Genomic DNA, 25,545 nt, shown 5'->3' with positions numbered 1-25,545 from the left:
CAATAGAATAAAAACTTGAGGTCGGGACAGGCATGTTAAGCTTCAAGAAATAAGAAGAAAGTTCTGAAAGATGCTTTTTGTCTCTCAAGGACGTTCAGCTTATTTCCGAAGAAGCTGCTCCTGTCCCGTTGTTTATTTAAAATTTTAGAGCTAGGCAGATACATCATGTTGATTTACTTGCCAAGTCTAAGTTTTTTTCTTTTAAAAAAGGACTATAAATGATAAAGTTACAAGGAATTTCTTAATTATCAGGAAAATTCAGGGACTATGCATAGGCATTTGCATTAGTTATTGTTATAATAATTAAGATAGATTTTTTGGAATGGAGGGAAAAAGATGTTACGTTTTTTTCCGCAAAAAAATAAATATGTAGAAGAAGCAAGCCAGTACGCCTTTGATAAAGAAGGCCAAATTCCGCAGCACATTGCCATTATTATGGACGGAAATGGCCGGTGGGCACAGAATCGAAGACTGCCGAGAATTGCTGGACATAAAGAAGGCATGGATACGGTCAAAAAAATAACGAAGCATGCTAGTCATTTAGGCGTTAAAGTTTTAACACTTTATGCATTTTCAACGGAAAATTGGAAGAGACCAACAGATGAAGTCAATTTCTTAATGCAATTGCCTGTTGATTTTTTTGATACATTCGTGCCTGAATTAATTAAGGAAAATGTTAAAGTCAATGTAATGGGCTACCAAGAGTTTCTACCAAGCCATACGCAAGATGCTGTTAAGCGCGCCATTGAGCAAACCAAGGACAATACGGGCATGGTTTTGAACTTTGCTTTAAATTATGGGGCGCGTGCGGAGCTACTAACTGCCATGAAACAGATTGCTGCAGAGGTTTCAGAAAAAACATATACGGCAGATGAGATTACAGAAGAAACAATCGCAGATCACTTAATGACTGGCTTTTTACCCACGGAACTTCGTGATCCAGAATTGTTGATTCGAACAAGTGGGGAAGAGAGAATTAGTAATTTCTTGCTATGGCAAATTGCTTATAGCGAGTTGTTTTTTACAAAAGCATTATGGCCTGATTTTTCAGGAGACACTTTAGAAACCGCGATTGCTTCTTTCCAAAATCGTAATCGTCGTTTTGGTGGTCTAAAAGAAACTACAGAAACAGAAGGGAGCGATCCGCAGTGAGACAACGTGTCATCACAGCTATCGTCGCATTAATCATCTTTATTCCAATTATCTGGTATGGTGGTTTTGCAATTGAGATTGCCGCTGTTGCTTTGGCAGTAGTCGGCGTGTACGAGTTATTCCGTATGAAAGGATTAACGTTATTAAGTTTTGAAGGTGTTTTATCAGCATTAGGGGCCGTTTTTTTAGTTATCCCGACAATTAAGTGGTTAAACTTTTTGCCGGAAATGCAAACAAATTTCATTTTATTTTATGTCACTGTAATGTTGTTGTTAGGTGCTTCGGTGATTTCTAAAAATACATATACGATTGAAGAAGCTGGCTTTCCAGTTATTGTCAGTTTATATGTAGGGATGGGGTTCCAGAACTTTATTAGTGCCCGTTCCGCAGGTTTTGAAGTCTTGTTATTTGCTTTATTCATTGTCTGGGCAACGGATATTGGTGCATATCTATTTGGACGCCGATTTGGTCGTCATAAATTGATGCCAGATGTTTCACCCAACAAGACAATAGAAGGTGCACTTGGTGGTATTTTATCAGCCGTGGTTGTAGCAGCGTTGTTTTTAGTTTTCACAGCTAATAAAGGGCTATTTCCTTATCCAATGCCGGTGATGCTCGTATTGACGGTTCTATTTTCTATAGTAGGGCAATTCGGTGATTTGGTTGAATCTTCTATCAAACGTCATTATGGCGTGAAAGACTCTGGTAACATCTTGCCAGGACATGGCGGTATTTTAGATCGTTTTGATAGTTTATTATTTGTTTTCCCAATTATGCACTTATGTGGATTATTTTAAATTGATTAACAAAATTTAAAAAAGTATCGTCAAATAAGCAAAAATCCAGAAGAGAGACTCTTCTGGATTTTTGCTGTTTATAGGGTTAGTTTAGGTAACTTGTGAGTTATTTAATTTCTAAGAGTAATTGTATAAAGGCGGCTAAAGTTTCTAAAAATTAAATAGGTGATCGGATGTTAAATATCTGAACATTTATAGGGAAATTCGATTGTTAAAAATTAAATTATAACAATCGAATAACACTGGAATGTTTATTTCAATAAAGCCATTGACGTTTAGCATAGATAAATTTATACTTAAAAGAAGAAAAGCAAAATAATGTATTTTATAAGCTTGTTCAATCGTGGTGAGAGTTATTCATAAATTTAAATAAGTAAAGAGAAGATAATTTATAGATTTGTGAACGCGTTCTTCATACAAAATTATAGATTAGGATTATATTTTTGATAATCTAATGTAAAGGATTAATTCAATGAAAAAATTTTTAGAGAATAGTATACATCAAGCCATAAAAGCTTGTTTTTTCTTTTTAGGTAAACTACCTAAAAAGAAGTTATTTATTTTTGAAAGTTTTCATGGAAAACAGTATAGTGATAATCCGCGTGCAATTTTTGAGTACATAAGAGATAACTGTCCTGAATATCAATGTATCTGGGCAGTCAAAAAAGGATATGAGATGCCTTTTGTGGAAGAGAATGTTCCTTTCGTCAAACGATTAAGTTGGAGATGGCTATGGTTGATGCCAAGAGCTCAGTATTGGGTTTTTAACACACGGATGCCAGTCTGGATGTATAAGAATCAAACAACAATCTATATACAGACGTGGCATGGAACCCCTCTAAAGAAACTGGGCTTAGATATTGAAACAGTCAAAATGCCAGAGCATGAAACAGAGAGCTATAAACTAGAAGTCATTCAAGAAGCAAAGCGTTGGGATTATCTCATCTCACCTAATGCATACAGTACAAGAGTGTTTCGACAAGCCTTTCATTATGAAGGGGAAATATTAGAAATAGGTTATCCAAGAAATGATTTGTTAGTTTGTGAAAATAAGGACAAAATAGCTTTTTCTGTTCGCAATCAGCTAGGTCTTGCAGCTAACAAAAAAATTATTCTTTATGCGCCAACATGGCGCGATGATGAGTCTATCCGAAAAGGAGCCTATCGTTTTACCAATCATTTGCCAGTTGAACAACTTTTAGAAATTGATTCTTCTATTGTAATACTTACACGATTACATTATTTAATTGCAGAAAGTTTTGATATAAGTGCATTTGGTTCACGTGTAATCGATGTTTCTTCTTATCCAGATATCAATCAACTTTATTTAATCGCTGACTTATTAATTACAGATTATTCATCGGTTATGTTTGATTTTGCATTAACAAAAAAACCGATGCTATTTTTTATGTATGATAAGGAAAAGTATCAAAATAGTACAAGGGGATTCTATTTTGACCCAACAGCAATTTTGCCTGGGAAAATTGTGACAGATACGGATAGCCTAGTAACGTCTGTAAAAAACGTATTGTTTTCTAAAACGGAACAGGAACAACGTTTATATGTGCAGTTTTTTCGTGAATTTTGCCTTGAAAATCAGGATGCCACTAGACAGCTGATTTCAGAATTTTTAAAGAGATAAAAAGCCGGAGGGTGTAGGTTGGAAAAACAAAAAGAAGTCCAAAAAGAATATGAAGAGTATCAATATATGTTAGATAATGAAACGTGGAAAAAGGAGTTAAGTCAATTTAAGCTGTTTTCTTCAGAAAAAATATCAAAAAATCCTAAAGTCTCAATCATTATTGCTAATTACAATAATGCACCATATCTTAAAAAGATGATGGATTCTCTTGTTCAACAAACCATTGGGATTGAGCAATTGCAAGTGATGTTTATTGATGATTGTTCCACAGATCATTCGTTAAAAGTAATAGAGCCATATCTTGAAAGATATCCGAATATTGAAATTTATCAGCTACTTGAAAACACTGGAGGCGCTCACGGCCCAAGAAACGTAGGGATTGTAAATGCACGTGGTGAGTATAGTGTCTTCTTAGATGCAGATGATTGGTATGATTTAAATGCATTGAAATATTTATCAGACCTACTAGATGACTCTCACGATGATTTTGCTGTTTCTGGTCTAATACAGAGTACGGATGGCCACTTAATGTTAAAAAGTAAGCCATATTATGTGGATGGGTCATTTAAAAATCGGTCTATCCAAGAATTGCCAGCTGAATTTTATGGTTGGTTAGGACCGCAAGCTATCATGTTAAGAACTTCACTGATACACAATAATAATTTACACTTTGTTAATCAACGGGTGGCTGATGATGTGCTGTTCTTTTATGAAGCCATGCGATTTTCAAAAACCATTACACAAGGGGAAAGGTTAACGACTTATTTAAATCGAGATGCAGATAATGAAAGTTTAAGCAAATCAATTAATCGGACATTTATGCTTTCTTGGTTGCGTGCGTTAAGTTATATCAATCAACAGTTTCCAGATGATTTGTCTAAAGAACGGATGTTAGCACGCCGTTTAGAATGGCTAATTTATGACTTTTGTATTCGGAGGGATACTGGGTATCCATTTAGTAAAAAGCGATTACAAGACTTTAAAGTACAGATGGATCAGTATTTAGGCGAATTAAATTTTGATCCTAGTCCGTATTTTAGAAGTGATGTGCGCCAAATCATTTGGACATTTTTACAAACTAACGATATTGATGGTTTGTATTGGTTTATTCAATGTCAGTCCATTCGTTGGGTGTTAGTCAATCGCTTTGGTTATGTTTCAAAAACAGAGAGAAGTTATTATTATCCAAGATTATTGAAACGATTCCCAGCAGTTCGCATGAATGCTTATGCAGAAGCAATGCAACGTGATGGCAATACGCTTTCTTTAAATGTGTATACACACCAAAAAATTACAGGATTTGAAATAAAAGAGCTGAAAAATCCTTTTGAAACAAGACAGAGGCTGGCGTTTAAAAAAATTAGTGAAACTAGTTACCAGGTGGAGTTGCCAGAAAAATTTTCAAATAAAGAAAGTAGATTTACGATAGTTTTTGATAATTATTTAGAAATTGGGGTTAAAGATTTTAGTAAGTTTTTTGCTTAAATTTTGTCCGTTTAAATCAGGATATTTTGAGTATACAACTATAAATGATAAGTGAGGGAAATTTGTTTTATGGAAAATGTGAAAGTGTCAGTCATTGTACCCGTCTATAACGTAGAAACCTATTTAGAAGAGGCATTAATGAGTTTGAAAAACCAAACATTGAAAGAAATTGAATTCTTAATTATTAATGATGGCTCTACTGATAATAGTCAAAAAATTATTGAAGAAATTGCACAAGATGATCCACGTTTTCGCGTTTTCAATGTTAAAAATGGGGGAATTGGAAAAGCCTTTAACTTGGGTGTTTCAGAAGCAAAAGGTGAGTATATTGCTGAATTTGAAAGTGACGATTATGTAGCATTGCATGCCTATGAGCGTTTATACAATACGGCCAAAAGTCATCATGCAGATGTTGTCCGTTGTAATTGGGTTGAATTTTCTTCTGAAGAAGAGGTTGAGCGAGATATCTTATGGCAATATCCCGATAAATACAATCAATTGATTGACTTAAAAACGACGGATTTAATTGTACAAGTTTATCCATGGAATGCCATTTATAAAAAAAGTATGATTGAGAAAGAAAACGTAACTTGGGATGAGGAAATTAAAAGTTATGGGGACACTGGTCTATTTTGGAAAATCAATTCAGCATCTCAGAATGTTATTTTTATTAAAGATTGTTTGTATTTTTATAGACAAGACAACCCAAATTCGACAGTAAATAATGTGGCAACAAAGGTTCCTTTCTTGTTTCAACAATTTAAACTAATTCGTTCAAATTTAATTGAACAAAATAAATTTGAACGCTACAAAGGTTATTTTTATAAACAAATGTTCGAAAAATACTTTTGGGCGATTGAAAAACTAACACATTTACGTGACGAGTCGGTTTATGAAGTGATTCAAAAGGTAGCTGTAGATTTTAAACAAGCTATAGAAATAGACCAGCTGAATGATATCGATTTTGAATACATCAAACAATTTTATCAAATTGCAAATGATCCAGCAGCTTATTATGAGGACTACTTGAAAAATCTGTATAAAGTTAGTGTTGTCATGCCGATTCACAATGCTTCAAAATATTTAAGACAAACATTAGAAACTGTTTGTGAGCAGTCTTTACGTGAGATTGAAATCATTTTAGTAGAGAATGGCTCTACAGATAATACCATGGATATTATTAACGAATTTGCAGTAAAAGATCCGAGAATTACGGGGATTTCTATTGGCAAAAGTAATCCTGGACACGCAAGAAATGTAGGCATTTCGATGGCACGAGGACGGTATTTGCAATTTCTGGATGCAGATGATCATTTTGAAGCGAATTTATTACAAGACGCTTATTATCGTGCATATGATAGTGCAACAGATATTCTGTTATTTGGCATGAAAGAAAAGTTACCAAATGGAGAAGTGCACGTTGTTCACAATCCATTACTAACTAATGGCGGACGTATGTCTGGTGAAGAAATTTCATTGGATGAAGTAACTCCTTATTTATATGACAAATTATTTTTATTAGAATACATCAAAGAAAATAACTTGGTAAACTTAGAACAATTTGTTGGCGAGGATGCTTATTTCACTTATACAGCATTATTAGGTACCGAAAAAATTGTTGCACTAAACAAATATTTGCTGACACGAATCGTTAGACAAGATGGCTTGATGTCTACGTATGGAATGAATTATCGTGATGAGTTCAATTTACATGACAAAATGTTGGAGTACTTAAAACAACATGCTCCAAATCGAATTGAAGCATATCGGTTAAAAATTATTAATACATTAAACTGGTTTATTTTTGATATGAATCGTGTTGATCAAGCATTTAAAGAACGTTTCTATCAAGAATTAAAAGAGAAATATATCCAACAATTAGGGCTAGACTTAGTGAAAAAAGAAAAATATTCTAATGACCCAGAACAAGTAGAACGTATCACTCGAATCCAAAATATTTTACAATACAATTTAGAAATATATCAAAATATTTATAAAGATTTTGGGATGAAAAAAACCTTCATTATTCCGAATGTTCATATTCAAGAGCGTGGAGGTAAAGTAATTTTTGGACAAGAGAAGACCCAGGGGAATGGGACGGCAATTGAAATGTTTTCAATTATTATTGCAGATAACGATACAAGCAATGCCAGCGGAGTGATTGATTTCGTTTATATGGGTGACAATACAAAAATAATTCATGATAGTTTATTAGTATCTTTATTAATTAAAAAAGAAGGTACTACTTTAAAATCGATTGTTTTACAAGCCGAGTGGGAAAAAGGCTATACCTTACTACAAGAAAATATGTATTATACTTTCGTAGACAATGTTTTTACAATTTGGGCGGGCTATACTCAAAAATATGCAGCATTTGATTACAATGTTCGAATTTTGACTTCTCGAGAAGGGGAAACACATTTTAGTGTCGTTCGACAAAACCAAGGCTATATCCAAGATACAATGACAAGTATTGGTAACGAATTAACACCTATCAATAAAATTGAAGGAAATGAACCTACAACAATTAAAAAAGCTGTATCAAAAAGTCTTAAAAAAGCAAAAGGGTTGTTGAAATAGAAAGATTTTAAAGAAGATTAAAAATGAACGATTTATGGAATTTTTTAGATAATCATCCTGAAGAGAAAGAATTGATAAAGGCAAAAGCATTACAAGGTTATACAGTTGATGGAATTTTAAATGATCAACTTAATTTTGTTGCTCTAGATACTCTGTCTATTGGTCTGGAAAAATTTGGAAATATTCATTATAGTATCCAAATCCCAGAATTTAATGAATTACTAAGTAAGAAGATGGTAGTACTTTTTGTTCCTGCGGATGGAGTGGGACACTCTGGCGCCAAAGAAAGATATTTTGGATTGAGACAATGGAATACCCTGTCTCAATCTGTTCGAAAAAATACCATCATTCTTAGAATAGCTGATGTTGGCTTTGTGTCAGGATCCTATTACACATTATTTGAGCAAGAAATTTTGGATTTAATTGAAGCAAAGAAAACAGAATTTGGACTGAAGCATCAAGATATAATCTTCTATGGAAACTCTAGAGGCGGAACGGGAGCGTTATTATTAGGTATTACAGGTAATTACAAAACAGTTAGTGTAGATCCAGTAATTGATCGAGAGCCTTGGGTAAACAGCGCGGATGGTAGAATAGATCGCCAGTTAATGTTTGATTTCGTAGAAATGGATTTTTCAAACCGAATAAAAGATAAGATGGAACAGTCAAACTATGAATTAGAAAACATTACGGTGATTGCTTCTGAAGCAAATAAAAAAATGTATGAGAAAATTTACCCCTTATCTAATGGTTTTACCTTGAAAAAATTAGAATTAATGATTGATTCTGAAAATACAATTGGTATACACGGCCTTACGATAATGGAAAGTATTCATTTACAATTAGCGTTAATAAATAATTATTTATTTGATTAAGTAACAGAGAAAGTAGGAGCGGAAAAATGAAAAAAGCAGCAATTATGGGCTGGTGGTATAACCAAAATTATGGATCAATCTTAACATACTATGCTCTAAACAAATATGTACAGAATAAAGGGTACGAGACGGTTATGATTGATGGACCACTAGGTTATAAAAACAGAAGTAACTTTCGAGCATGGATGCCTTTAGCGTATAATTTTTTTAAGAAAAATAATATGCCCTATACTGAACAATTAACAAAAGAAACGTTACCGACATTGAACGATTTAGAAAATCTAGATACCTTTATTTTAGGTTCTGATCAAATGTGGAATCCGTGGAATGGTTGGGTAGACGACGATGATTTCTTAGATTTTGTTTATCCTTGTAATAAAACAATTGCTTATTCTGTTTCATTAGGAAAAGCAGATACAAGTAAATATGATCCAAAATGGGTTGCAAACCGCAAAAAAGATATTACACAGTTTAATCATGTTTCTATGAGAGAAGATTTTTCTGTACAAATTATGAAGGATATTTTTCAAGAAGAAGTTATTCAGGCTTTGGATCCAACCTATCTTGTTGAAAGAAGTGAATATGATTCTTTAGCTGATCAAGCTACGTTTAAACGACAAGAATCAGGAGATTATATGGCTGTCTTTTTCTTGGATATTAACAAGGAAAAAGTTCGTGTAGCACTAGCGATCGCAGAAAAATTGGGACTGAAATTAGTGGTCTTGCCTAATCCTTTAAAAGGACGTGAACTAGCGAAAAAAACGTTTCCTAATACAGTAGAATATGTTTCTGAAGATACACCAGAAAATTTCTTAGCTGTTTATCGAGAAGCAAAATATATTATTACTGATTCGTTTCATGGCACTGTTTTTGCGACTATTTTCCAAAAACCGTTTTCAATTTTTTATAATGAACAACGAGGAATTGACCGCTTTAATAGCTTGATGAACCTGTTTGAGCTTGGCGAAACTAGACGTGTCTATGAGCAAAACACAAAACAAGAAATTGAAGAAAATAAAAATATTAGTTTAGCACTTGACTATCAAAAGACCGCTGGAAAGATTGCTAGAGAAAAAGAGATTTCAGATAAGTGGTTAACTGATGCGTTGACAAGTAAATTTAGCCCAGATGAAGACGAAGTATATGATGAATTTAGACGATATATTATCAATAAACCTTTGGATTTTTATCGAGCTAAAACAACTGTTCCGATTTCCGCAGCAATTGTTTTATCGCCAAATGGTACGATAAAAAATTCCAATCCTAATGAAAGCTTTTGGAAGCTAACAGATAAAGAATTAATTTTTATGAATAATCATCGTGAAGTCACTACAAGATTTAATCGTGAAAAGTTTAAGGGAAAGGAAACGTTCAGTCCTTTTAGAATCGTCGGTAAATATGTGAAAGATGAAAAAATCGAACATGTTATGTATTTGCATCCGATACAAAAACCTAAGCCTAAACCGAAACAAGGCACAGAAAAAAAAGCATTAGCAATTCCCGAGAATCTTTTAACAAGAAAACAATTAATTATGAAAATTGTGCAAAATGAGAGAATTCGTTCGTGGAAACAAGATCTTTTAGAAGAATTACCAGATTTAGAGTTATTTGTAGGTCGTGAATTAAAAGAATATGCTTCGAATTTTGTTGGTGGTCCAGCAGACCTTTTAATTTTTCCAAAAACGATAGAAGAAGTTGCTTTAATTGTAAAATATGCTAAAAATAATCAGATTCCTTTAACTGTTATCGGTAAAGGTTCAAATATTTTAGTCCGTGATGGTGGTATCCGTGGGATTACTTTAAATATGACTGCCTTGAATTATCGTAAAATTACGGGGAATGTTTTAACAGTTTCGGCAGGTGCAAGTTTAATTGAAACATCTTATTATCTACTAGAACACTTGAAATGCGGTTTAGAATGGGCAGATAATATTCCAGGAACCATTGGTGGCGCAGTTTATATGAATGCTGGGACAGTTAAGGATATTAATAGTATGTTTCTTGAAGCTACGATTGTAGATGAAAATGGAGAAATTAAAGTTTTAAATAAAGAAGATGTTCAATTTAGTCATCGCTATAGTTCATTTATGGATCATCCTGAGTGGATTATTTTAGAAACTAAATTACAGATTTCAGAAGGTAATTTAGAAAATATGGTAAATGACATGGTAGGAACTGTCGAAATTAGAGAACGGATGCACCCACTAACACATCCAAATCATGGGTCAACTTTTACTTGGGGACGGGCACCTCGATTAATTCAACAAGCTGGCTTAGTTGGTACTAGAATTGGCGGGGTAAAAGTATCTGAAAAACATCCAGGTTTCTTTATCAATGTTGAACAAGCCTCTGCTCAAGACTATGAAGCATTAATTTATTTAATTATTGCAAAAGTTTATGAATTTTCTGGATTTTTATTAAAACCAGAAGTGAGAATTTTAGGTGCAAATATGTGGGAAGCAAGTTTAACTTTTAAATAAACAGGGGAGTGTGTGACATGAAGAAAATAATCACAATAATTGTGTCTTTAGCAATTGGTATCGGTTGTGGTTTTTGGTCAGGATATTACATCAGTAAAAAATATTCAGAAAACCAAGAGACAACTATTTCCAAAAGTACTAACTCAGAACAACCTTTGATTACAAATGGAGAGTATCAAGTAACAGCTAATTGGGATTGGAAAACATTAGTTGTTAAAGATAATGTGTGGACATTGGATGGCAAACGTATTTATGATGTTTCCACTACAAATGATAATATTGTGATTTTAAAGGGAAAAAATTTGAAATCACTTGTAGTTTATAAAATAGAAAAAGATAACGAAAAAATCAACTTATATTCTTACACAAAAGAAGGCGTTGGGAAAAAAGTATTGGCTACTCTAGTGAAAAAATAAATAATGCATTTGGTGTTTGAAATAAATTGAAAGTAACTTTGTTAGGAGAAGTTAGTAAATGAAATACAATACGAAAAATTATGACTATTTAATTGTTGGTTCGGGACCTTTTGGGGCAACGTTTGCTTGTGAAGCAGCTAAACGAGGAAAAAAAGTATTAGTTATTGAGAAACGTGCTCATATTGGTGGCAATATGTATACACATAAAGAAAACGGGATTAATGTCCATGACTATGGTGCCCATATTTTTCATACTGACAATAAAGAAGTATGGTCTTATGTCAATCAATTGACGGAATTCAATGGCTACATCAATCAAGTAGTTGCTAATTACAAAGGGGAGCTCTACAACCTACCATTCAATATGAACACGTTCTACCAAATGTGGGGGGTAAAAACACCAGCTGAAGCACAAGCAAAAATTTCAGAGCAGCGGGAGGCAGCTGGAATTAAAGGCGCTCCAAAAAATTTAGAAGAACAAGCGATTCGTTTGATAGGAACGGATATCTATGAAAAATTAATTAAAGGCTATACAGAAAAACAGTGGGGACGTAAGGCTACGGAATTACCAAGTTTTATTATTCGCCGTTTGCCAACTCGTTTTACTTTTGATAATAATTACTTTAACCATCGCTATCAAGGCGTACCTGTCGACGGTTATACAGCTATGTTTGATAAATTGTTAGAGAGTGAATTAATTGATATTCAATTGAATAAAGACTTTTTGGCAGAGAAAGAAACTTACTTATCAGAGTTTCCAAAAATTGTTTATACAGGGATGATTGATGCATTCTTTGATTATTCTTATGGCGAATTAGAATATCGTTCAGTACGTTTTGAAAATGAAACAGTAGATTCAAACAATGCACAAGGCAATGCCGTAATTAATTACACAGATGCGGAAACTCCCTATACACGGATAATGGAATGGCGACATTTTGATCAAAAGGCCGATGAAAACAAAACGATTTTGACGAAAGAATACCCACAAGATTGGGATCGTTCAAAAGAAGCCTATTATCCTGTTAATGATGAGAAAAATTCACTTTTGTTTAGAAAATACAAAGAAAAAGCAAACGCTCAAGAAAAAGTTATTTTTGGTGGACGTTTAGCCAATTATCAATACTATGATATGGACCAAGTTTTCGGAGCAGCTTTGAAAGCAGTCGCTAAAGAATTTGGTGAAATGGCCAACTAGTGAACGGTTAGACTCGGAGGAACAAATGGAAAAAGAACTGAAAGTTAGAACAAAATTACTTACCAAAGAATACAGTTTAGCGCAAACACGTATTGACAAATTGAAGACACTTTTTAGTGTTTTTCAAAACAAAGTTCCCACATTTTGGGCGTTAAAAGGTGTTAGCCTCGACGTATATTCTGGAGAAACAATTGGTATTATTGGTTTAAATGGTTCAGGCAAATCCACTTTATCAAATATTATTTCAGGCATCACCCCTCAAACGTCAGGAGAACTTGAAATAAATGGTGAAGTTTCAATTATTTCGATTGGTGCAGGACTAAATAATAATTTAACAGGACGAGAAAATATTCGAATGAAATGTTTAATGTTGGGGGAAAAGAATAAAGAAATTGATGCCAAAATCGATGATATTATTGAATTCTCAGAATTAGGCGTTTTTATCGACCAGCCTGTTAAAACTTATTCTAGCGGTATGCGTGCTAAGCTTGGTTTTTCAATTGCGGTTCATCAAAATCCAGATATTTTAGTGATCGATGAAGCGTTATCTGTAGGAGATCAAACCTTCTATAATAAAGGCTTAAAAAAAATGCTTGCATTTAAAGAGCAAGGCAAAACTATCTTTTTTGTCTCTCATTCTATTCAACAAGTAGAGCAAATTTGTGATCGTGTCGCTTGGATGCATTATGGTGACCTACGTGCATTTGGTGAAACTAAGCATATTTTAAAGGAATATCGTGCTTTCTTGCACCGTTATAATCATTTCACTGAACCGCAAAAAGAATCGTATCAGAGAGATGGCAAGGCCAAACAGAGAAATTTTTCTTTGGAACAACTTCAAGAAACAATTCTTGAAAAAGCCAATCAACAAGTAGGCAGTCGCCGGACGACTAAAGAAGTCATTAAATTTACTACTAAAAATAAAATTGGAGATAAAATGACTCTTGGTACGAAGAGCTTGTTAATTTTGCTACTTTGTATGATTTTTTATGTAAGTCTTACCTTTGTAAAGGGTATTTCATTAACAACAGCTTTCATTCATCCAGCGGAAACAATTCAACGTATATTTGTTCCTGAGAAAGTAGCAGGGAAGGATACAAATGCTGTGAAAACGACTAAAACTAAACCAGCTTCAACAAAAGAATCTAGGCAGCAGGAGGAAGTTCAGCCTAGCCCAACGAACGTACCAGAAAATAATAATAGCGAACAAGCTGTGTCAACGTATACTGTGGAAGTTGGAGATTCAGTCAGTTTGATTGCTGAAAATCACGGACTCACTATAGAACAACTTCAAACTTTGAATCCAGAAATCATTGAGGTACCTATTTATCCTGGACAAGTGTTGAAATTGAAAGAGGTGACTGAATAATGCGCGAGGTAAAATTAATTTTAGCTGAACAGTTTTCATACTTAGGCGTTGCACAACGAATTGCTAAATACAGTAATAAAGCATTATATCAAAGCCACATCTTAGGAAATTTATGGCAAATTTTAAGTCCTTTAATTCAGTTAGGTGTCTATTATTTTGCTTTTGGGATTGCCCTTGGTGGTGCTCGAACCGTAAAAGGAGGAGTATCCTATATCGCTTGGTTGATGGTAGGATTAAGTACATGGATTTTTTTAAGTACAGTAACAAAACAAGCTTCTAGTTCTGTTTATATGCAAGTTGGTATGGTCTCTAGAATGAAGTTTCCGATAAGTATATTGCCAATGGTTAAAATATTTTCTGAGTTACCAAGTTATTTTGCATTCACTACGTTAGCAGCGATTGTGTCAATCTCGACTGGTGAAAAGATTTCTATTTATTGGATTCAGCTACCTTACTATATTGTAGCGATGATTATCTTTTTATATAGTTTTAGTCTGATTAATTCAACGATTGCTGCATTAATTAGGGATTATCAAATTTTCTTGAATTCTATTATCCAAGTATTAATGTATATGTCAGGGGTCTTTTGGGATTTGAGTACAAAGAACTTACCGTCTTGGTTATCAAAAATTCTTATGTTGAATCCTTACGCATATATTATTAATGGATTTCGAGATACATTTTTCTATAAAAGATGGTTTTTTGAAGATAAGCCCCAGCTTGTTGTTTTTTGGCTAACAACATTAGTAATATTTATCGTAGGAGCTCATTTACATGTTAAGTTCAGAAGTAAATTTGTTGATTATATGTAACATGTGAAGAAGTAAAACCACCGTATACTGACAAGAATACGGTGGTTTTACTCTTTAATTGACAATAGCCTTCTCTTTAAAGAGAAGGCTATCTAACGAATCAATATTATTATTTTAAAGTTGGATCAGACTATTTCTAGTATTCAAGTATTTTTCATTTAAGCGATGTATTCCCTACCTCTAATACATCCTTGTATCTCTCTAGACACGCCAGTTTTGAATAAAATCATCAAAACAATTGAATGGTTCGTTTAAAAATATTTTTCGTGTTCTAATTATTATAACATAAAACTCGTCAACTGACCACTAGCTGACGAGTTCATAATTTTTCCAGATAAATAGACAGCCGTTTTCCGCCGACTGTCTAAGATTAAGATAGATTTGTAAAGAAGTGAATAAATGCTTCCTACTATCTCTTTATAACATGAGGAAAAGAAAACTGCAAAAGATAGCTGTGTTTTTTGAAAAAAAGATCAGCTGGTTTCCGCCAGCTGATCATCCGTTGAAAAGAGATATAAAGAAGTGAATAAAGCTTGCTTTACCACTATTTTATACCATGTTTTGATTCAAATAACTATTCAGTATTAGTTATACTTAAATAATAAATATGTATACGGATGTATTGTTTTGAGGTATAGTCATAGAGAAAAGAGGGAACGTTTATGAAAAAATTTTGTTTAAGTTATAGCTCTGGTAAAGATTGTTTATTGGCGATGGATCGATTGGTACAAGCAGGAAATCAGCCAGTTGCGTTAGTGACAACATTAAGTGATGAAATTAATCGTTCTTGGTTTCACGGCATACCAATCTCCGTCTTAGAAGCAGCAGCCGAAGCGTTAGATTTACCACTTGTTATATCACATAACAATGAAACAAATTACACAGAAAAAGTGGTTGAGGCACTGCAGGAAACCAAAAAATTAGGTGCAGAAACGGTTTGTTTTGGCGATATAGATATTGAACAAAATGGTGCTTGGGATCGCCAAGTTGCATTAAGTGCTGGGCTTGAGCCACAATTACCTCTTTGGCAGGAGAATCGCGAAGCACTTGTGAAAGAATTCTTGGCAAAAGGGTACACAGCAATTATCAAAACGGTCAGCAAAGAGGCAGGTATTCCAATAAAATTTTTAGGAGAACCGTTAGATGAAACATTTATCACGTACCTTAAAGAGCATCAATTAGATATTTGCGGAGAAAACGGGGAGTACCATACGTTGGTAATTGACGGCCCGCTATTTAAAAAGAGGCTCAATTATTATACTTCAGGAATTTATGAAAGTCCTTATGCTTATTCTTTGATTATTGATGCTTAAATGAAAGTAAAAGGACACAAGCTGCCACTTTTTCTAGGGATATGCTATAATTGACTTAAGAAAAGTAGAGAAAGTGAGTGGTTAATTATGGAAGAAACTGTCTTTTTTAATTTAGGAAATGCCCTTGCTTCAAAAAGAGATCAAAAAGAATTAATTAAAGAAGCCCAAATTGCGAAAGATACTCGAAAGATTCCAGGAAAACTGATTATCGTTGAAGATGAAGAAAATGGTACCCATATTTTATTTGAATTAGCTGATCAAACAGAACCATCTGCTGAAACAAAAGAATTCAAAGTGAAAAAAGTGATTGATTAATAAAAAAGCAACGAATTTTTCTAAATTCGTTGCTTTTTTATATTTTTTTTACACAAATGATACAAAAAGAATATCAAAATCAAATAAATGATTAGTATACTTGAAGAAACAAATAGGAAGCAAAGCAAACGTTTTGAGGTGTTCTTTCATGGAAAATCGAGGAATTTTATTTGATAAAGATGGTACGTGTATTCGTTTTGACACTCTTTGGCAAGCAGGTTTGCAAGCTTGTTTTGAAACACTAAGTATGTTAGCCCCTCATCATTCAGCAGAAATAAAAAAGATATTAGCTATTCAGGAGCAACGTTTTTTGCAAAAACATTTACTTGATGAAGTCCTTTATCAGGAACTTTATCAGGAATTGGCGCAATTTGAGGAATTAGTCGAACAGGGAATCAGCAGTCGATGGCTGGAGCAATTTTTTTATGATTATTTACGAAAAAATCTGAAAAAGATCGAACCAATTGGTGATTTAAAACAGTTATTTCTTGAGCTAAAACGGAAGAACTATAAAATTGGATTAGCAACTTCAGATACTTTGCCAGCGACTATGTTGATTATGGAATATCTTGGTTTAACAGAAATGTTTGATTTTATTGCGACAGGAGATCGTTACTTACCGAAACCAGATGCGGACATGCTCCAAGCCTTTTGTCAGTCATGTCAATTGAAGGCGACAGAAGTAATTATGGTAGGTGATTCGCTCGTGGATGTTTTTATGGGAACGTGTCATGGCAAAGCAGGAATTGGTGTTTTAACCGGCAACTGCCAGTCAACTGATTTTGAAAATTTTGAAGTAGCTTATTTTCGTGATATCCATGAAATACCTTATCAAGAATTATGGGAAAATACCAAGAAGAAAAAAATCTATTATTTTTGATATATGTATTGTGAAAAACGTTTCTTTTATTCGAGTATCTAAGCAAGCATACTAGTGTATTTCAATAAAATACCATGATGTTCATAGGTTTTATAATTTCAGCTCACAGATTTTTGTTCAATAAGAAAAAAATTACAACTAAAATAGAAAACGAGCGTGGGGCAAAAATCACTTTGGATTTTTGTCCCACGCTCAAAAACTGATAAACGGCGGGAATAGAAGCAACACTTTCGGAAATAAGCCGAAAGTGACTTTCTCACACAAGTGTTCGGGATATCTTAATCCTTACCTACGTGGTTCTCGGAGTTAAACACTTCTGGCCCGACTTCGTTGTTAACATTTTACAATGACAAGTTTTTCTTATTTTAATCCTGAACTTGATTTAGAAATTGCATTTCCATTAGAAAAAGAAACCGTAACAGTAGCACCTAAATCACCATCTAAGTTTTTCATCCAGATTAAAGTATCATTTTTTTCACCATTGATATTTGTAGAAGTAATCCCTGTTGGATCTCCTAAATCTTTTCTAGCTTGTTCTTCAGAATATGAACCATCAGTAGCAATGTTATTTACTTGGTCTGCAGTAACTTTATCATGTTTTGCAACCTTCAAGCCACTTACAGATTTGCTCGCTGCTTTGCCATCAGAGAATGAAACAGTAATAGATGCAAGAAGATCACCACCCTTGACATTTGTCCAAGATAGAGTAGTGGTAGAGATGCCTTGGATATCTGTTGTAGAAGAAGAGGCTGGTTCACCTAAAATTGCTTTTACTTCATCTTCTGTAGAACCGCCTTCGCCGCTGTTCATAATATCACCGACATTAATTTTATCGTAAGTTGCTTTTAAATCAGAGTTATCTTTCGATTTATCTTCTGATTTCTTTTCAGAGCTTTCTTTTTTTGTATCATTTTTTGAACTATTCGTAGCTTTTGAAGAAGAGGCTTCTGTTTTCACTTCTTTGGTATCATTGCTTGCTTTTTTATCCTCTTTGCCAAGACCACTACCAGCAATCCCCAGCACAATAACTACTACAACCCAAAACCAAATTTTCTTATAAAATGGTTTTTTTACTTTTCCTTCATTTGAATCATTTTTTTTCATTTTCACTTTCCCTCCCATAGTTTAGTTAATGATTTGTAGCGCTTACTAAATAGTTGAAAACAATCCCCAATTAAATAACTTTGAACTACAAATCACTTAGTTTAAATGAAAATAAGTATACCGCCATGTGTAAAAATAACACACCACAGTATACTTATTTTATCATTATTTCATAAAAATAACACCATTATTTTTATGAAATAATTAAAAAAGATAAAAAATCTAAAAACTTCGACCGCCGCCACCGAATGTGCCGCCGCCAGTTGAGTGGGTGGTGCTACCACCACCGCCCATTCCGCCACTGCCGCCATTGTTTTTAGGAATACGACGTGTAGTGATGAAAGAGTTGGTTAACTGATCTGTGCGGGAGGTTAAGTTTAAAGTTGTTTTTTCCCTAAAGGGATATTGATAACTTGAAAATTTTAATTGATATTTAGAAATATTAATGCCTAAGAAGACCAAACTGAGTATCAGAGCAGCAGCAAAAGCAATTACCATTTCCAGCGGGGTAATGGCTTTATAACGGGTGATTTTACCTGTTTCGCTGTCCACACGATAGTGACCCCCAGGAACCCCTTTATCAACAAATGCTTGAGTTTCCTGAACAAAGGTTTGAGCAGCCGCGAAATAATTTCCTTGACTCATCCCATCCATTACTTTATCTAAGGTATCATCAATTCGTGCATCCGTCATATAATCAATCATGTTTCCAGAAGTAGAGATGTAGACTTTCCGTAAGTCCATATCAATGAGAAAAAGAATCGCATTTTGGTCCTTGCCAACTTTATTTAAAAGATAATGATCTGCAAATTCTTGTTCATCGCCATAGGTATTATTATTTGTGGTCACAATAAAGACAGAGGCTTTTGTTTTTTCTTCTAAAGGTTGTATCTCTTGCTTTAGTTGGTTGATTTGATCAGGTGTCAGTAATTGTGCGTCATCATCAATTGAATTTTCAGCCGCCGAAACGGGTAGGGCAAGGCCAAAAGCAAGAAGTATTAGGAAAAAAATAGGTAAAAGTCGTTTTTTCATAGGAAATAACCTCCTAATAAAAAGAGTGCTAAGAGTCCAGCGAAAATGCCTAACGTTGCTAGCCCTAAACGAGTGTAACTAATTGGAAGCACACCGCTTACTTTACCTGTTTGTCCATTCATGGCATAATAATAAACTTTTTTTGATTGTTCCTGACTTCGATAGGTGACTAACCAAATTGGTAAAAGCATATAGTGATTATTTTCTTGGTTTAGAGAAATATCCGTGCGAACATTTGTCAACGTAGTATAACCAGAAGCAGAGTCCCGTAACAATGATTCCGAATAATCTTGTAATTCTTGTTGGACGTGTTTTTTGATTGCTTCATATTCAATATCGCGTTTTTCTGCTTGAAAACCTGCTAGGTATTGGCTTTTGAAAGGCACTGCTTGATCAATTAAAAATGGTTGAACGCCTTCCACCATTTTTTGTTGGACGTTTTTTGACAAGGCATTTTTAACTAATTCTTTAAACGATAATTTTCCTGAACGTCCCACATTGAAACGTTTTGTTTCGGTGTATTCAATATCACCTACGCGCCAAATGCGAATACTTGTGCCAGTAGCTTGCAGTTGTCCGTCGACTTCTGCATCAACGACCCAATAGGGGAAGTAAACCCCAGTTAATTTATCGATTTGATTTTTGCTGAAAAAATCTCGAGGAATGAACCATTTTTTCTTGGTCCAAGCGAGAAATTTTTCAATCGCTTCGTCTTTTTCAATTGTAAAGGGTAAGACGTTTTCTGGTAAAAATTCGCCACTTAATCGACCAGCCAAGACAACTGGATTATGGCAATAATAACAGTATGTGGCTGCCGTTGTTGCATCGGTGACAATTTGAGCGCCACAGCTTGGACAATTAAAAATTTCCATTGTGCCTGCATCTGCAGTTGCTTCATTCTCAGTGGTCTCTGTTTGTTGCGTAGCGGAGGATTCTTCTTCCGCCGTGAAAGTCAAATTTTCCTCGGCAGTCGTTGTTGAGGGATTCTCTAAATGCGCCTCATGTTGCTGTTGCTCATAACGAGTCACTTCTTCTTCCGTGTAAATATTTAAACAATATTCACAATGAAATTTTTGATCTTTGGGATTAAATAAGAGCGGGCCGCCACAGTTGGGGCATTTATGGGTAAATGTTGTTTCCATTGCAACCGTCCTTTCTAATAGAGTGAGTAAATAACAGGAATCTGATTCAAAGAAAAAGGGTAGACTTGTGCCTGACCCTTTTCTTTAATTGTTCACTACTTGCTTATAAAGGAACCCCTTGGAATGGTTTACCACAATGTGGACAGAACTTAGGAATACCATTACTTAAGTTAACAATTTCGCTACATTCACTACATTTCATTTCTAATTTTGGTTTCTCGTTTGTTGGTTTTGGTGTACCACAGTTTGAACAAAACTTCCCAGTGTTTTCAGTCCCACATTGTGGGCAAGTCCAAGTGTCTGTAGCCCCTTGTGCGTTTTGCTGGTTTTGTTTTTCTTGCATTTGTTGTTGGTTTGTTTGAGACGCTTGCGCAAAGTAGTTGCCATTCGCATTCATGCCCATACCAACGCCCATAAAGCCGCTCATAGCGCCACCTTCATTTTTACCAGCAGCCTCCATACCACGAGCCAAGGAACCTTGAACATAGCCTTCGCGAACACCTGGATCGCTGAGCATAGCACCTTCATTTCGCATGTTGATTAATTTAGTTGAATCATCTGTATAAGAAATGCTCGCAACTGCTACAGAAACAATTTCCATACCGCGATTGGTGCGCCAATCCTCGTCAAGCGCAGTTTGCATATATTTACTTAATTCAACACTTTTTGAGGGAACATAAGAAATACGCTGCCCATCAGCAGACATTTGATTGATTGCTGCTTGCAATGCTGTAATGAACTCTGCCAAATATTGTTCATTAATATCATTAATATCTACTTGCGTTTGATTTTTAGGAATCGCATTAGTATAAAATAGCAAAGGATCTGTAATTTTAATTGAGTAATTTCCGTGTGCACGTAAGAAAAGTTCGGCATTATAAAAATTATCAAAATAGTTTAATGGCGCAGGTGTTCCAAATTTAATGCCTTTAATTTCTTGCAAGTTAATATAAAAAACTTGTTGTTTTTGTGGAGTTACGCCACCAAATTTGAAACGACTGAAGGTCTCTGCAATCGCATCTTTTAAAGAACCGTTAAACATTGAAGGCGCAGAATCATTTTTGACTGTATAATAGCCTTCTTCAGCAGTGTAATCGATGATTTTGCCCCCATCGACAAGAAGCATCATCATGTTGGGATAGACATGTACAACAGAACCATCTGTTAAAACATCGTCCGTTCCTTTACGATTAGAACCACGTTTATCATCTTTCCGCACAAAAACACCTTTTGTCATGACGGTTGTGTCCCCCATATTATCAGGTTCAATAACCTCTAGCCATTGATCGGCCAAGCCACCGCCAACTGAACTTGTTGCTGCTTTAATAAGTCCCATGTTCATTCCTCCTAATAAAAAAACTAATTGTTAAAGCTAGTATACCACACAATGAATGCAGAGAAATCCAACGAAAGCCTGATGAAATGGAAAAAATTGATCAAACTTTATTAAGAAATTAAAAAAAGTATAGGTGAAACACAAGCATTTTAAAAAAAGTTACGTATAATAGAAGAAAAGACATATTATATAGTTAGGGGATTATTGAATGGAACGAAGCAATCGTAATAAAAAATCTTCAAAAAAACCACTTATTCTTGGTGTTTCTGCCTTGGTTCTAATCGCTGCTGCCGGTGGCGGGTATTATGCTTATAGTCAATGGCAAGCCAAACAAGAATTAGCCGAAGCGAAGAAAACAGCTACTACATTTTTAAACGTATTGTCAAAACAGGAATTTGATAAGTTACCGTCCGTTGTTCAAGAAGCTAGCTTAAAGAAAAATGGCTATGATACTAAATCTGTTGTTGAAAAATACCAAGCAATTTATTCAGGGATTCAAGCAGAAGGAGTCAAAGCTAGTGATGTTCAAGTAAAAAAGGCGAAAGACAATCAATACACATTTACCTATAAATTATCGATGAGTACCCCTTTAGGCGAAATGAAAGATTTGTCTTATCAATCAAGTATCGCCAAAAAAGGCGATACCTACCAAATCGCTTGGAAGCCGTCTTTAATTTTTCCAGATATGTCAGGAAATGATAAAATTTCGATTCAAGTAGATAATGCCAAACGTGGAGAAATTGTCGATCGTAATGGTAGTGGGCTAGCAATTAACAAAGTGTTTGATGAAGTGGGCGTAGTGCCTGGCAAACTCGGTTCTGGCGCAGAAAAAACAGCCAATATCAAAGCTTTTAGTGATAAATTCGGCGTTTCTGTTGATGAAATCAATCAAAAGTTAAGCCAAGGATGGGTCCAAGCAGACTCCTTTGTACCAATCACAGTCGCTTCTGAACCAGTGACAGAATTACCAACAGGGGCTGCGACAAAAGATACAGAGTCACGTTATTATCCGCTGGGGGAAGCAGCTGCGCAATTAATCGGGTATACGGGCACCATTACTGCAGAAGATATTGAAAAAAATCCAGAGTTAAGTAGTACGGGCGTAATTGGTAAAACTGGTTTAGAACGAGCGTTTGATAAAGAATTAAGAGGGCAAGATGGTGGCTCACTAGTTATTTTAGATGACAAAGAGAATGTCAAAAAAGCTTTACAAACCAAAGAGAAAAAAGATGGTCAAACGATTAAATTAACGATTGACAGTGGCGTACAACAACAAGCCTTCGCTATATTTGACAAACGTCCTGGTAGTGCGGTCATTACCGATCCTCAAAAAGGCGATTTATTAGCAACGGTTAGTTCACCTTCGTATGATCCTAATAAAATGGCCAATGGTATTTCTCAAAAAGAATATGATGCTTACAATAACAACAAAGATTTACCATTCACAGCACGTTTTGCGACAGGCTATGCACCAGGCTCTACCTTTAAAACAATTACCGGTGCCATTGGTTTAGATGCAGGGACATTGAAGCCAGATGAAGAGCTAGAAATTAATGGTTTGAAATGGCAAAAAGATAAATCTTGGGGCGGCTATTTTGCGACACGTGTAAAAGAAGCAAGTCCAGTCAATCTGCGTACCGCTTTAGTTAATTCAGATAATATTTATTTTGCCCAACAAACATTACGGATGGGAGAAGACAAATTTAGAGCGGGTCTTAATAAATTCATTTTCGGTGAGGAACTAGATTTACCAATTGCCATGACGCCTGCTCAAATTTCAAATGAAGATAAATTTAATTCTGAAATTCTTTTAGCAGATACGGGCTACGGTCAAGGTCAATTGTTAATTTCGCCAATCCAGCAAGCTACCATGTATAGTGTTTTCCAAAATAATGGAACATTAGTCTATCCAAAACTAGTTTTAGACAAAGAAACGAAGAAAAAAGACAATGTAATCAGCGCCAACGCAGCGAATACAATTGCCACAGATCTTTTAGGTAGTGTGGAAGATCCTTCAGGTTATGTTTATAATATGTACAATCCGAACTTCTCATTGGCTGCTAAAACAGGAACAGCTGAAATAAAAGATAAACAAGATACAGATGGCAAAGAAAACAGTTTCCTTCTAACGTTAGATCGTAGTAACAATAAATTCTTAACAATGATTATGGTTGAAAATTCAGGAGAAAATGGTTCTGCAACAGATATCAGTAAACCATTAATTGATTACTTAGAAGCAACCATTAAATAAAAAGAGAAAATGAACGAAACGAGGTTTCTGTAAAAAGAAACCTCGTTTTCCCTTTTTAGAAAAAGGAAAGTGTGCTACAATGAAGCGACTAAATTGTAGAAGGAAAGGGATTCGTGTGCGAATTTTAGCAATAGATACATCTAACCAAACATTGAGTATTGCTGTGTGTGAAAATCAAAAAATTCTGGGAAGTTATACAGCAACGGTTAAAAGAAATCATAGCTTAACATTAATGCCGGCAATTGACTATTTGATGAGTCAATTGAACTTGGCGCCAACGGCAATTGATCGTTTTGTCGTAGCAGAAGGACCTGGATCATACACTGGCTTACGTTTAGGCGTGACGACTGCCAAAACATTGGCCTATACTTTAAAGAAAGAGCTAGTAGGCATTTCCAGTCTACAAACGTTAGCTGCCAATTGTGTTGGACAAACCGGTTTAATTGTGCCTCTTTTTGATGCGCGTCGTAAAAACGTCTATGCTGGTGCTTATCGGTTTGTCAATGGCGTGTGGCAAAATGAGTTACCGGACCAACATATTTCCCTGCGGGAGTTATTAGAACAACTAAAAAATGAACCAAATCTTTTTTTTGTTGGTGAAGATGTTGAAAAATTCACTGAAGAAATAGCTCAAATCATTCCTCATGGAGAAATTTGTGATGTCCCGCAATGGCAAATTCCTAATGCTGCAGTTTTGGCTGCGTTAGGTAGTGTGGCTGAACCTGTTGAAAATGTTCATGGGTTCTTACCTGCGTATTTGAAAAAAGTAGAAGCGGAAGAAAATTGGTTGAAGACACACACGCCTAATGGAGAAAGCTATGTGGAAAAACTTTAATTTTGTGACAAAATACTTTACAAAAAGACGGCAACGGTATATAACTAAAACCATTGCAATGAACCAGCAAGAATTTCAATTGCGTGAAATCACCTACCAAGATATTAAGGATTTACTAGCAATTGAACGTGAAGTTTATGCTGGGGAACTTCCTTGGACGATGTCTGCTTTCATGGCAGAACTTGGCTCAAAAGCGCCGCATCTCTATTTGTTAGCGGCAATTAACGGAAAAGCAGTTGGCTTTATTGGTTGTCGGATTCAAGGAACGGATGCACACATTACGAATGTCGCTGTCCATACAGCATACCAAGGCTTAGGTTTAGGTCGTTCTTTAATAGAAGAAACGCGAATTTTTGCCAAGAAAAATCGTTGTGAAACCTTATCGCTAGAAGTACGAATGAGTAATGTTAAAGCCCAACGTTTATATCGAAAAATTGGCTTTGTCTCACAGACGGTGAAAAAAGGCTATTATGACGAAAATAATGAAGACGCACTAGAAATGATAATTGATTTAAAAGAAGAGTGAAGAAA

21 protein-coding genes are annotated in these 25,545 nt (G+C 34.9%); 17 read left to right on the top strand and 4 right to left on the bottom strand.

The window, feature by feature from the left end; all coding sequences use genetic code 11:
• Window positions 1–336: 336 nt before the first annotated feature.
• The 14 genes from IGL13_RS09530 (at window position 337) to IGL13_RS09465 (ending at window position 17,314) form a co-directional block, all read left to right on the top strand.
• Entirely contained in the window at window positions 337–1,152 is an 816-nt protein-coding gene (locus tag IGL13_RS09530; protein ID WP_002356646.1) for an isoprenyl transferase, read from the top strand.
• Entirely contained in the window at window positions 1,149–1,949 is an 801-nt protein-coding gene (locus IGL13_RS09525) for a phosphatidate cytidylyltransferase (RefSeq protein WP_002359680.1), read from the top strand. The genes IGL13_RS09530 and IGL13_RS09525 overlap by 4 nt, the downstream gene beginning before the upstream one ends.
• A 472-nt stretch (window positions 1,950–2,421) precedes the next feature.
• The gene (locus IGL13_RS09520) at window positions 2,422–3,591 is read left to right on the top strand and encodes a CDP-glycerol glycerophosphotransferase family protein (protein ID WP_194180187.1); all 1,170 of its coding nucleotides are present in this window, start codon (window positions 2,422–2,424) and stop codon (window positions 3,589–3,591) included.
• Window positions 3,592–3,609: 18 nt separating this feature from the next.
• A complete protein-coding gene (locus tag IGL13_RS09515; RefSeq protein ID WP_002378572.1) occupies window positions 3,610–5,076 on the top strand; it encodes a glycosyltransferase family A protein in 1,467 nt (488 codons plus the stop codon).
• Window positions 5,077–5,145: 69 nt separating this feature from the next.
• Window positions 5,146–7,656: a glycosyltransferase family 2 protein gene (locus IGL13_RS09510; protein WP_002401895.1), complete on the top strand. Its 2,511-nt coding sequence runs from the start codon at window positions 5,146–5,148 to the stop codon at window positions 7,654–7,656.
• A 23-nt stretch (window positions 7,657–7,679) separates the two neighbouring features.
• Window positions 7,680–8,531, top strand: coding sequence for a casular polysaccharide biosynthesis protein CpsF (gene cpsF, locus IGL13_RS09505; protein ID WP_002367100.1), 852 nt, complete (start codon window positions 7,680–7,682; stop codon window positions 8,529–8,531).
• 26 nt (window positions 8,532–8,557) lie between these two features.
• Window positions 8,558–11,011, top strand: coding sequence for a UDP-N-acetylmuramate dehydrogenase (murB, locus tag IGL13_RS09500; protein WP_430604585.1), 2,454 nt, complete (start codon window positions 8,558–8,560; stop codon window positions 11,009–11,011).
• Window positions 11,012–11,028: 17 nt separating this feature from the next.
• The gene (gene cpsH, locus IGL13_RS09495) at window positions 11,029–11,427 is read left to right on the top strand and encodes a lipoprotein CpsH (RefSeq protein ID WP_002387128.1); all 399 of its coding nucleotides are present in this window, start codon (window positions 11,029–11,031) and stop codon (window positions 11,425–11,427) included.
• A gap of 58 nt (window positions 11,428–11,485) precedes the next feature.
• The gene (glf, locus tag IGL13_RS09490; protein WP_002376666.1) at window positions 11,486–12,625 is read left to right on the top strand and encodes a UDP-galactopyranose mutase; all 1,140 of its coding nucleotides are present in this window, start codon (window positions 11,486–11,488) and stop codon (window positions 12,623–12,625) included.
• The gene (locus IGL13_RS09485; protein WP_002387127.1) at window positions 12,609–13,994 is read left to right on the top strand and encodes an ATP-binding cassette domain-containing protein; all 1,386 of its coding nucleotides are present in this window, start codon (window positions 12,609–12,611) and stop codon (window positions 13,992–13,994) included. Before glf ends, IGL13_RS09485 begins: the two co-directional genes overlap by 17 nt.
• Complete coding sequence (locus tag IGL13_RS09480; protein ID WP_002362627.1) at window positions 13,994–14,806, top strand: ABC transporter permease; 813 nt, start codon at window positions 13,994–13,996, stop codon at window positions 14,804–14,806. The genes IGL13_RS09485 and IGL13_RS09480 overlap by 1 nt, the downstream gene beginning before the upstream one ends.
• Before the next feature lie 662 nt (window positions 14,807–15,468).
• A complete protein-coding gene (locus IGL13_RS09475; RefSeq protein ID WP_002370467.1) occupies window positions 15,469–16,119 on the top strand; it encodes a diphthine--ammonia ligase in 651 nt (216 codons plus the stop codon).
• 87 nt (window positions 16,120–16,206) lie between these two features.
• On the top strand, window positions 16,207–16,434 hold the full coding sequence (locus IGL13_RS09470; RefSeq protein WP_002362220.1) for a hypothetical protein: 228 nt from the start codon (window positions 16,207–16,209) through the stop codon (window positions 16,432–16,434).
• A 148-nt stretch (window positions 16,435–16,582) separates the two neighbouring features.
• Window positions 16,583–17,314: an HAD family hydrolase gene (locus IGL13_RS09465; protein ID WP_002362629.1), complete on the top strand. Its 732-nt coding sequence runs from the start codon at window positions 16,583–16,585 to the stop codon at window positions 17,312–17,314.
• A 360-nt stretch (window positions 17,315–17,674) separates the two neighbouring features.
• Here IGL13_RS09465 and IGL13_RS09460 read toward each other — a convergent pair whose 3' ends face one another.
• The 4 genes from IGL13_RS09460 to IGL13_RS09445 form a co-directional block, all read right to left on the bottom strand.
• Window positions 17,675–18,418, bottom strand: a complete 744-nt coding sequence (locus IGL13_RS09460; protein WP_002378566.1) for a DUF3862 domain-containing protein — start codon at window positions 18,416–18,418, stop codon at window positions 17,675–17,677.
• 222 nt (window positions 18,419–18,640) lie between these two features.
• The gene (locus tag IGL13_RS09455) at window positions 18,641–19,450 is read right to left on the bottom strand and encodes a TPM domain-containing protein (protein WP_002378564.1); all 810 of its coding nucleotides are present in this window, start codon (window positions 19,448–19,450) and stop codon (window positions 18,641–18,643) included.
• Entirely contained in the window at window positions 19,447–20,592 is a 1,146-nt protein-coding gene (locus IGL13_RS09450; RefSeq protein ID WP_002380612.1) for a hypothetical protein, read from the bottom strand. Before IGL13_RS09450 ends, IGL13_RS09455 begins: the two co-directional genes overlap by 4 nt.
• A 103-nt stretch (window positions 20,593–20,695) precedes the next feature.
• Window positions 20,696–21,928 (bottom strand): SPFH domain-containing protein, encoded by a 1,233-nt coding sequence (locus IGL13_RS09445; RefSeq protein WP_002378562.1) that lies wholly within the window; start codon window positions 21,926–21,928, stop codon window positions 20,696–20,698.
• A 208-nt stretch (window positions 21,929–22,136) separates the two neighbouring features.
• On the opposite strand from IGL13_RS09445, the gene IGL13_RS09440 reads away from it, so the two are divergent.
• From IGL13_RS09440 to rimI, 3 genes are all read left to right on the top strand, one after another.
• Entirely contained in the window at window positions 22,137–24,179 is a 2,043-nt protein-coding gene (locus IGL13_RS09440; RefSeq protein ID WP_002356658.1) for a penicillin-binding transpeptidase domain-containing protein, read from the top strand.
• A gap of 115 nt (window positions 24,180–24,294) precedes the next feature.
• Window positions 24,295–25,014 (top strand): tRNA (adenosine(37)-N6)-threonylcarbamoyltransferase complex dimerization subunit type 1 TsaB, encoded by a 720-nt coding sequence (gene tsaB / locus IGL13_RS09435; protein WP_002356660.1) that lies wholly within the window; start codon window positions 24,295–24,297, stop codon window positions 25,012–25,014.
• Complete coding sequence (rimI, locus tag IGL13_RS09430) at window positions 24,986–25,540, top strand: ribosomal protein S18-alanine N-acetyltransferase (RefSeq protein WP_002385747.1); 555 nt, start codon at window positions 24,986–24,988, stop codon at window positions 25,538–25,540. The genes tsaB and rimI overlap by 29 nt, the downstream gene beginning before the upstream one ends.
• The last annotated feature ends 5 nt before the right edge of the window (window positions 25,541–25,545 follow it).

Source organism: Enterococcus sp. DIV1937 (genome assembly GCF_050535975.1).
Classification (GTDB): domain Bacteria; phylum Bacillota; class Bacilli; order Lactobacillales; family Enterococcaceae; genus Enterococcus; species Enterococcus faecalis.
The sequence above is the reverse complement of the archived record's forward strand: the minus strand, read 5'-3'. Positions and strand labels throughout refer to the sequence as shown.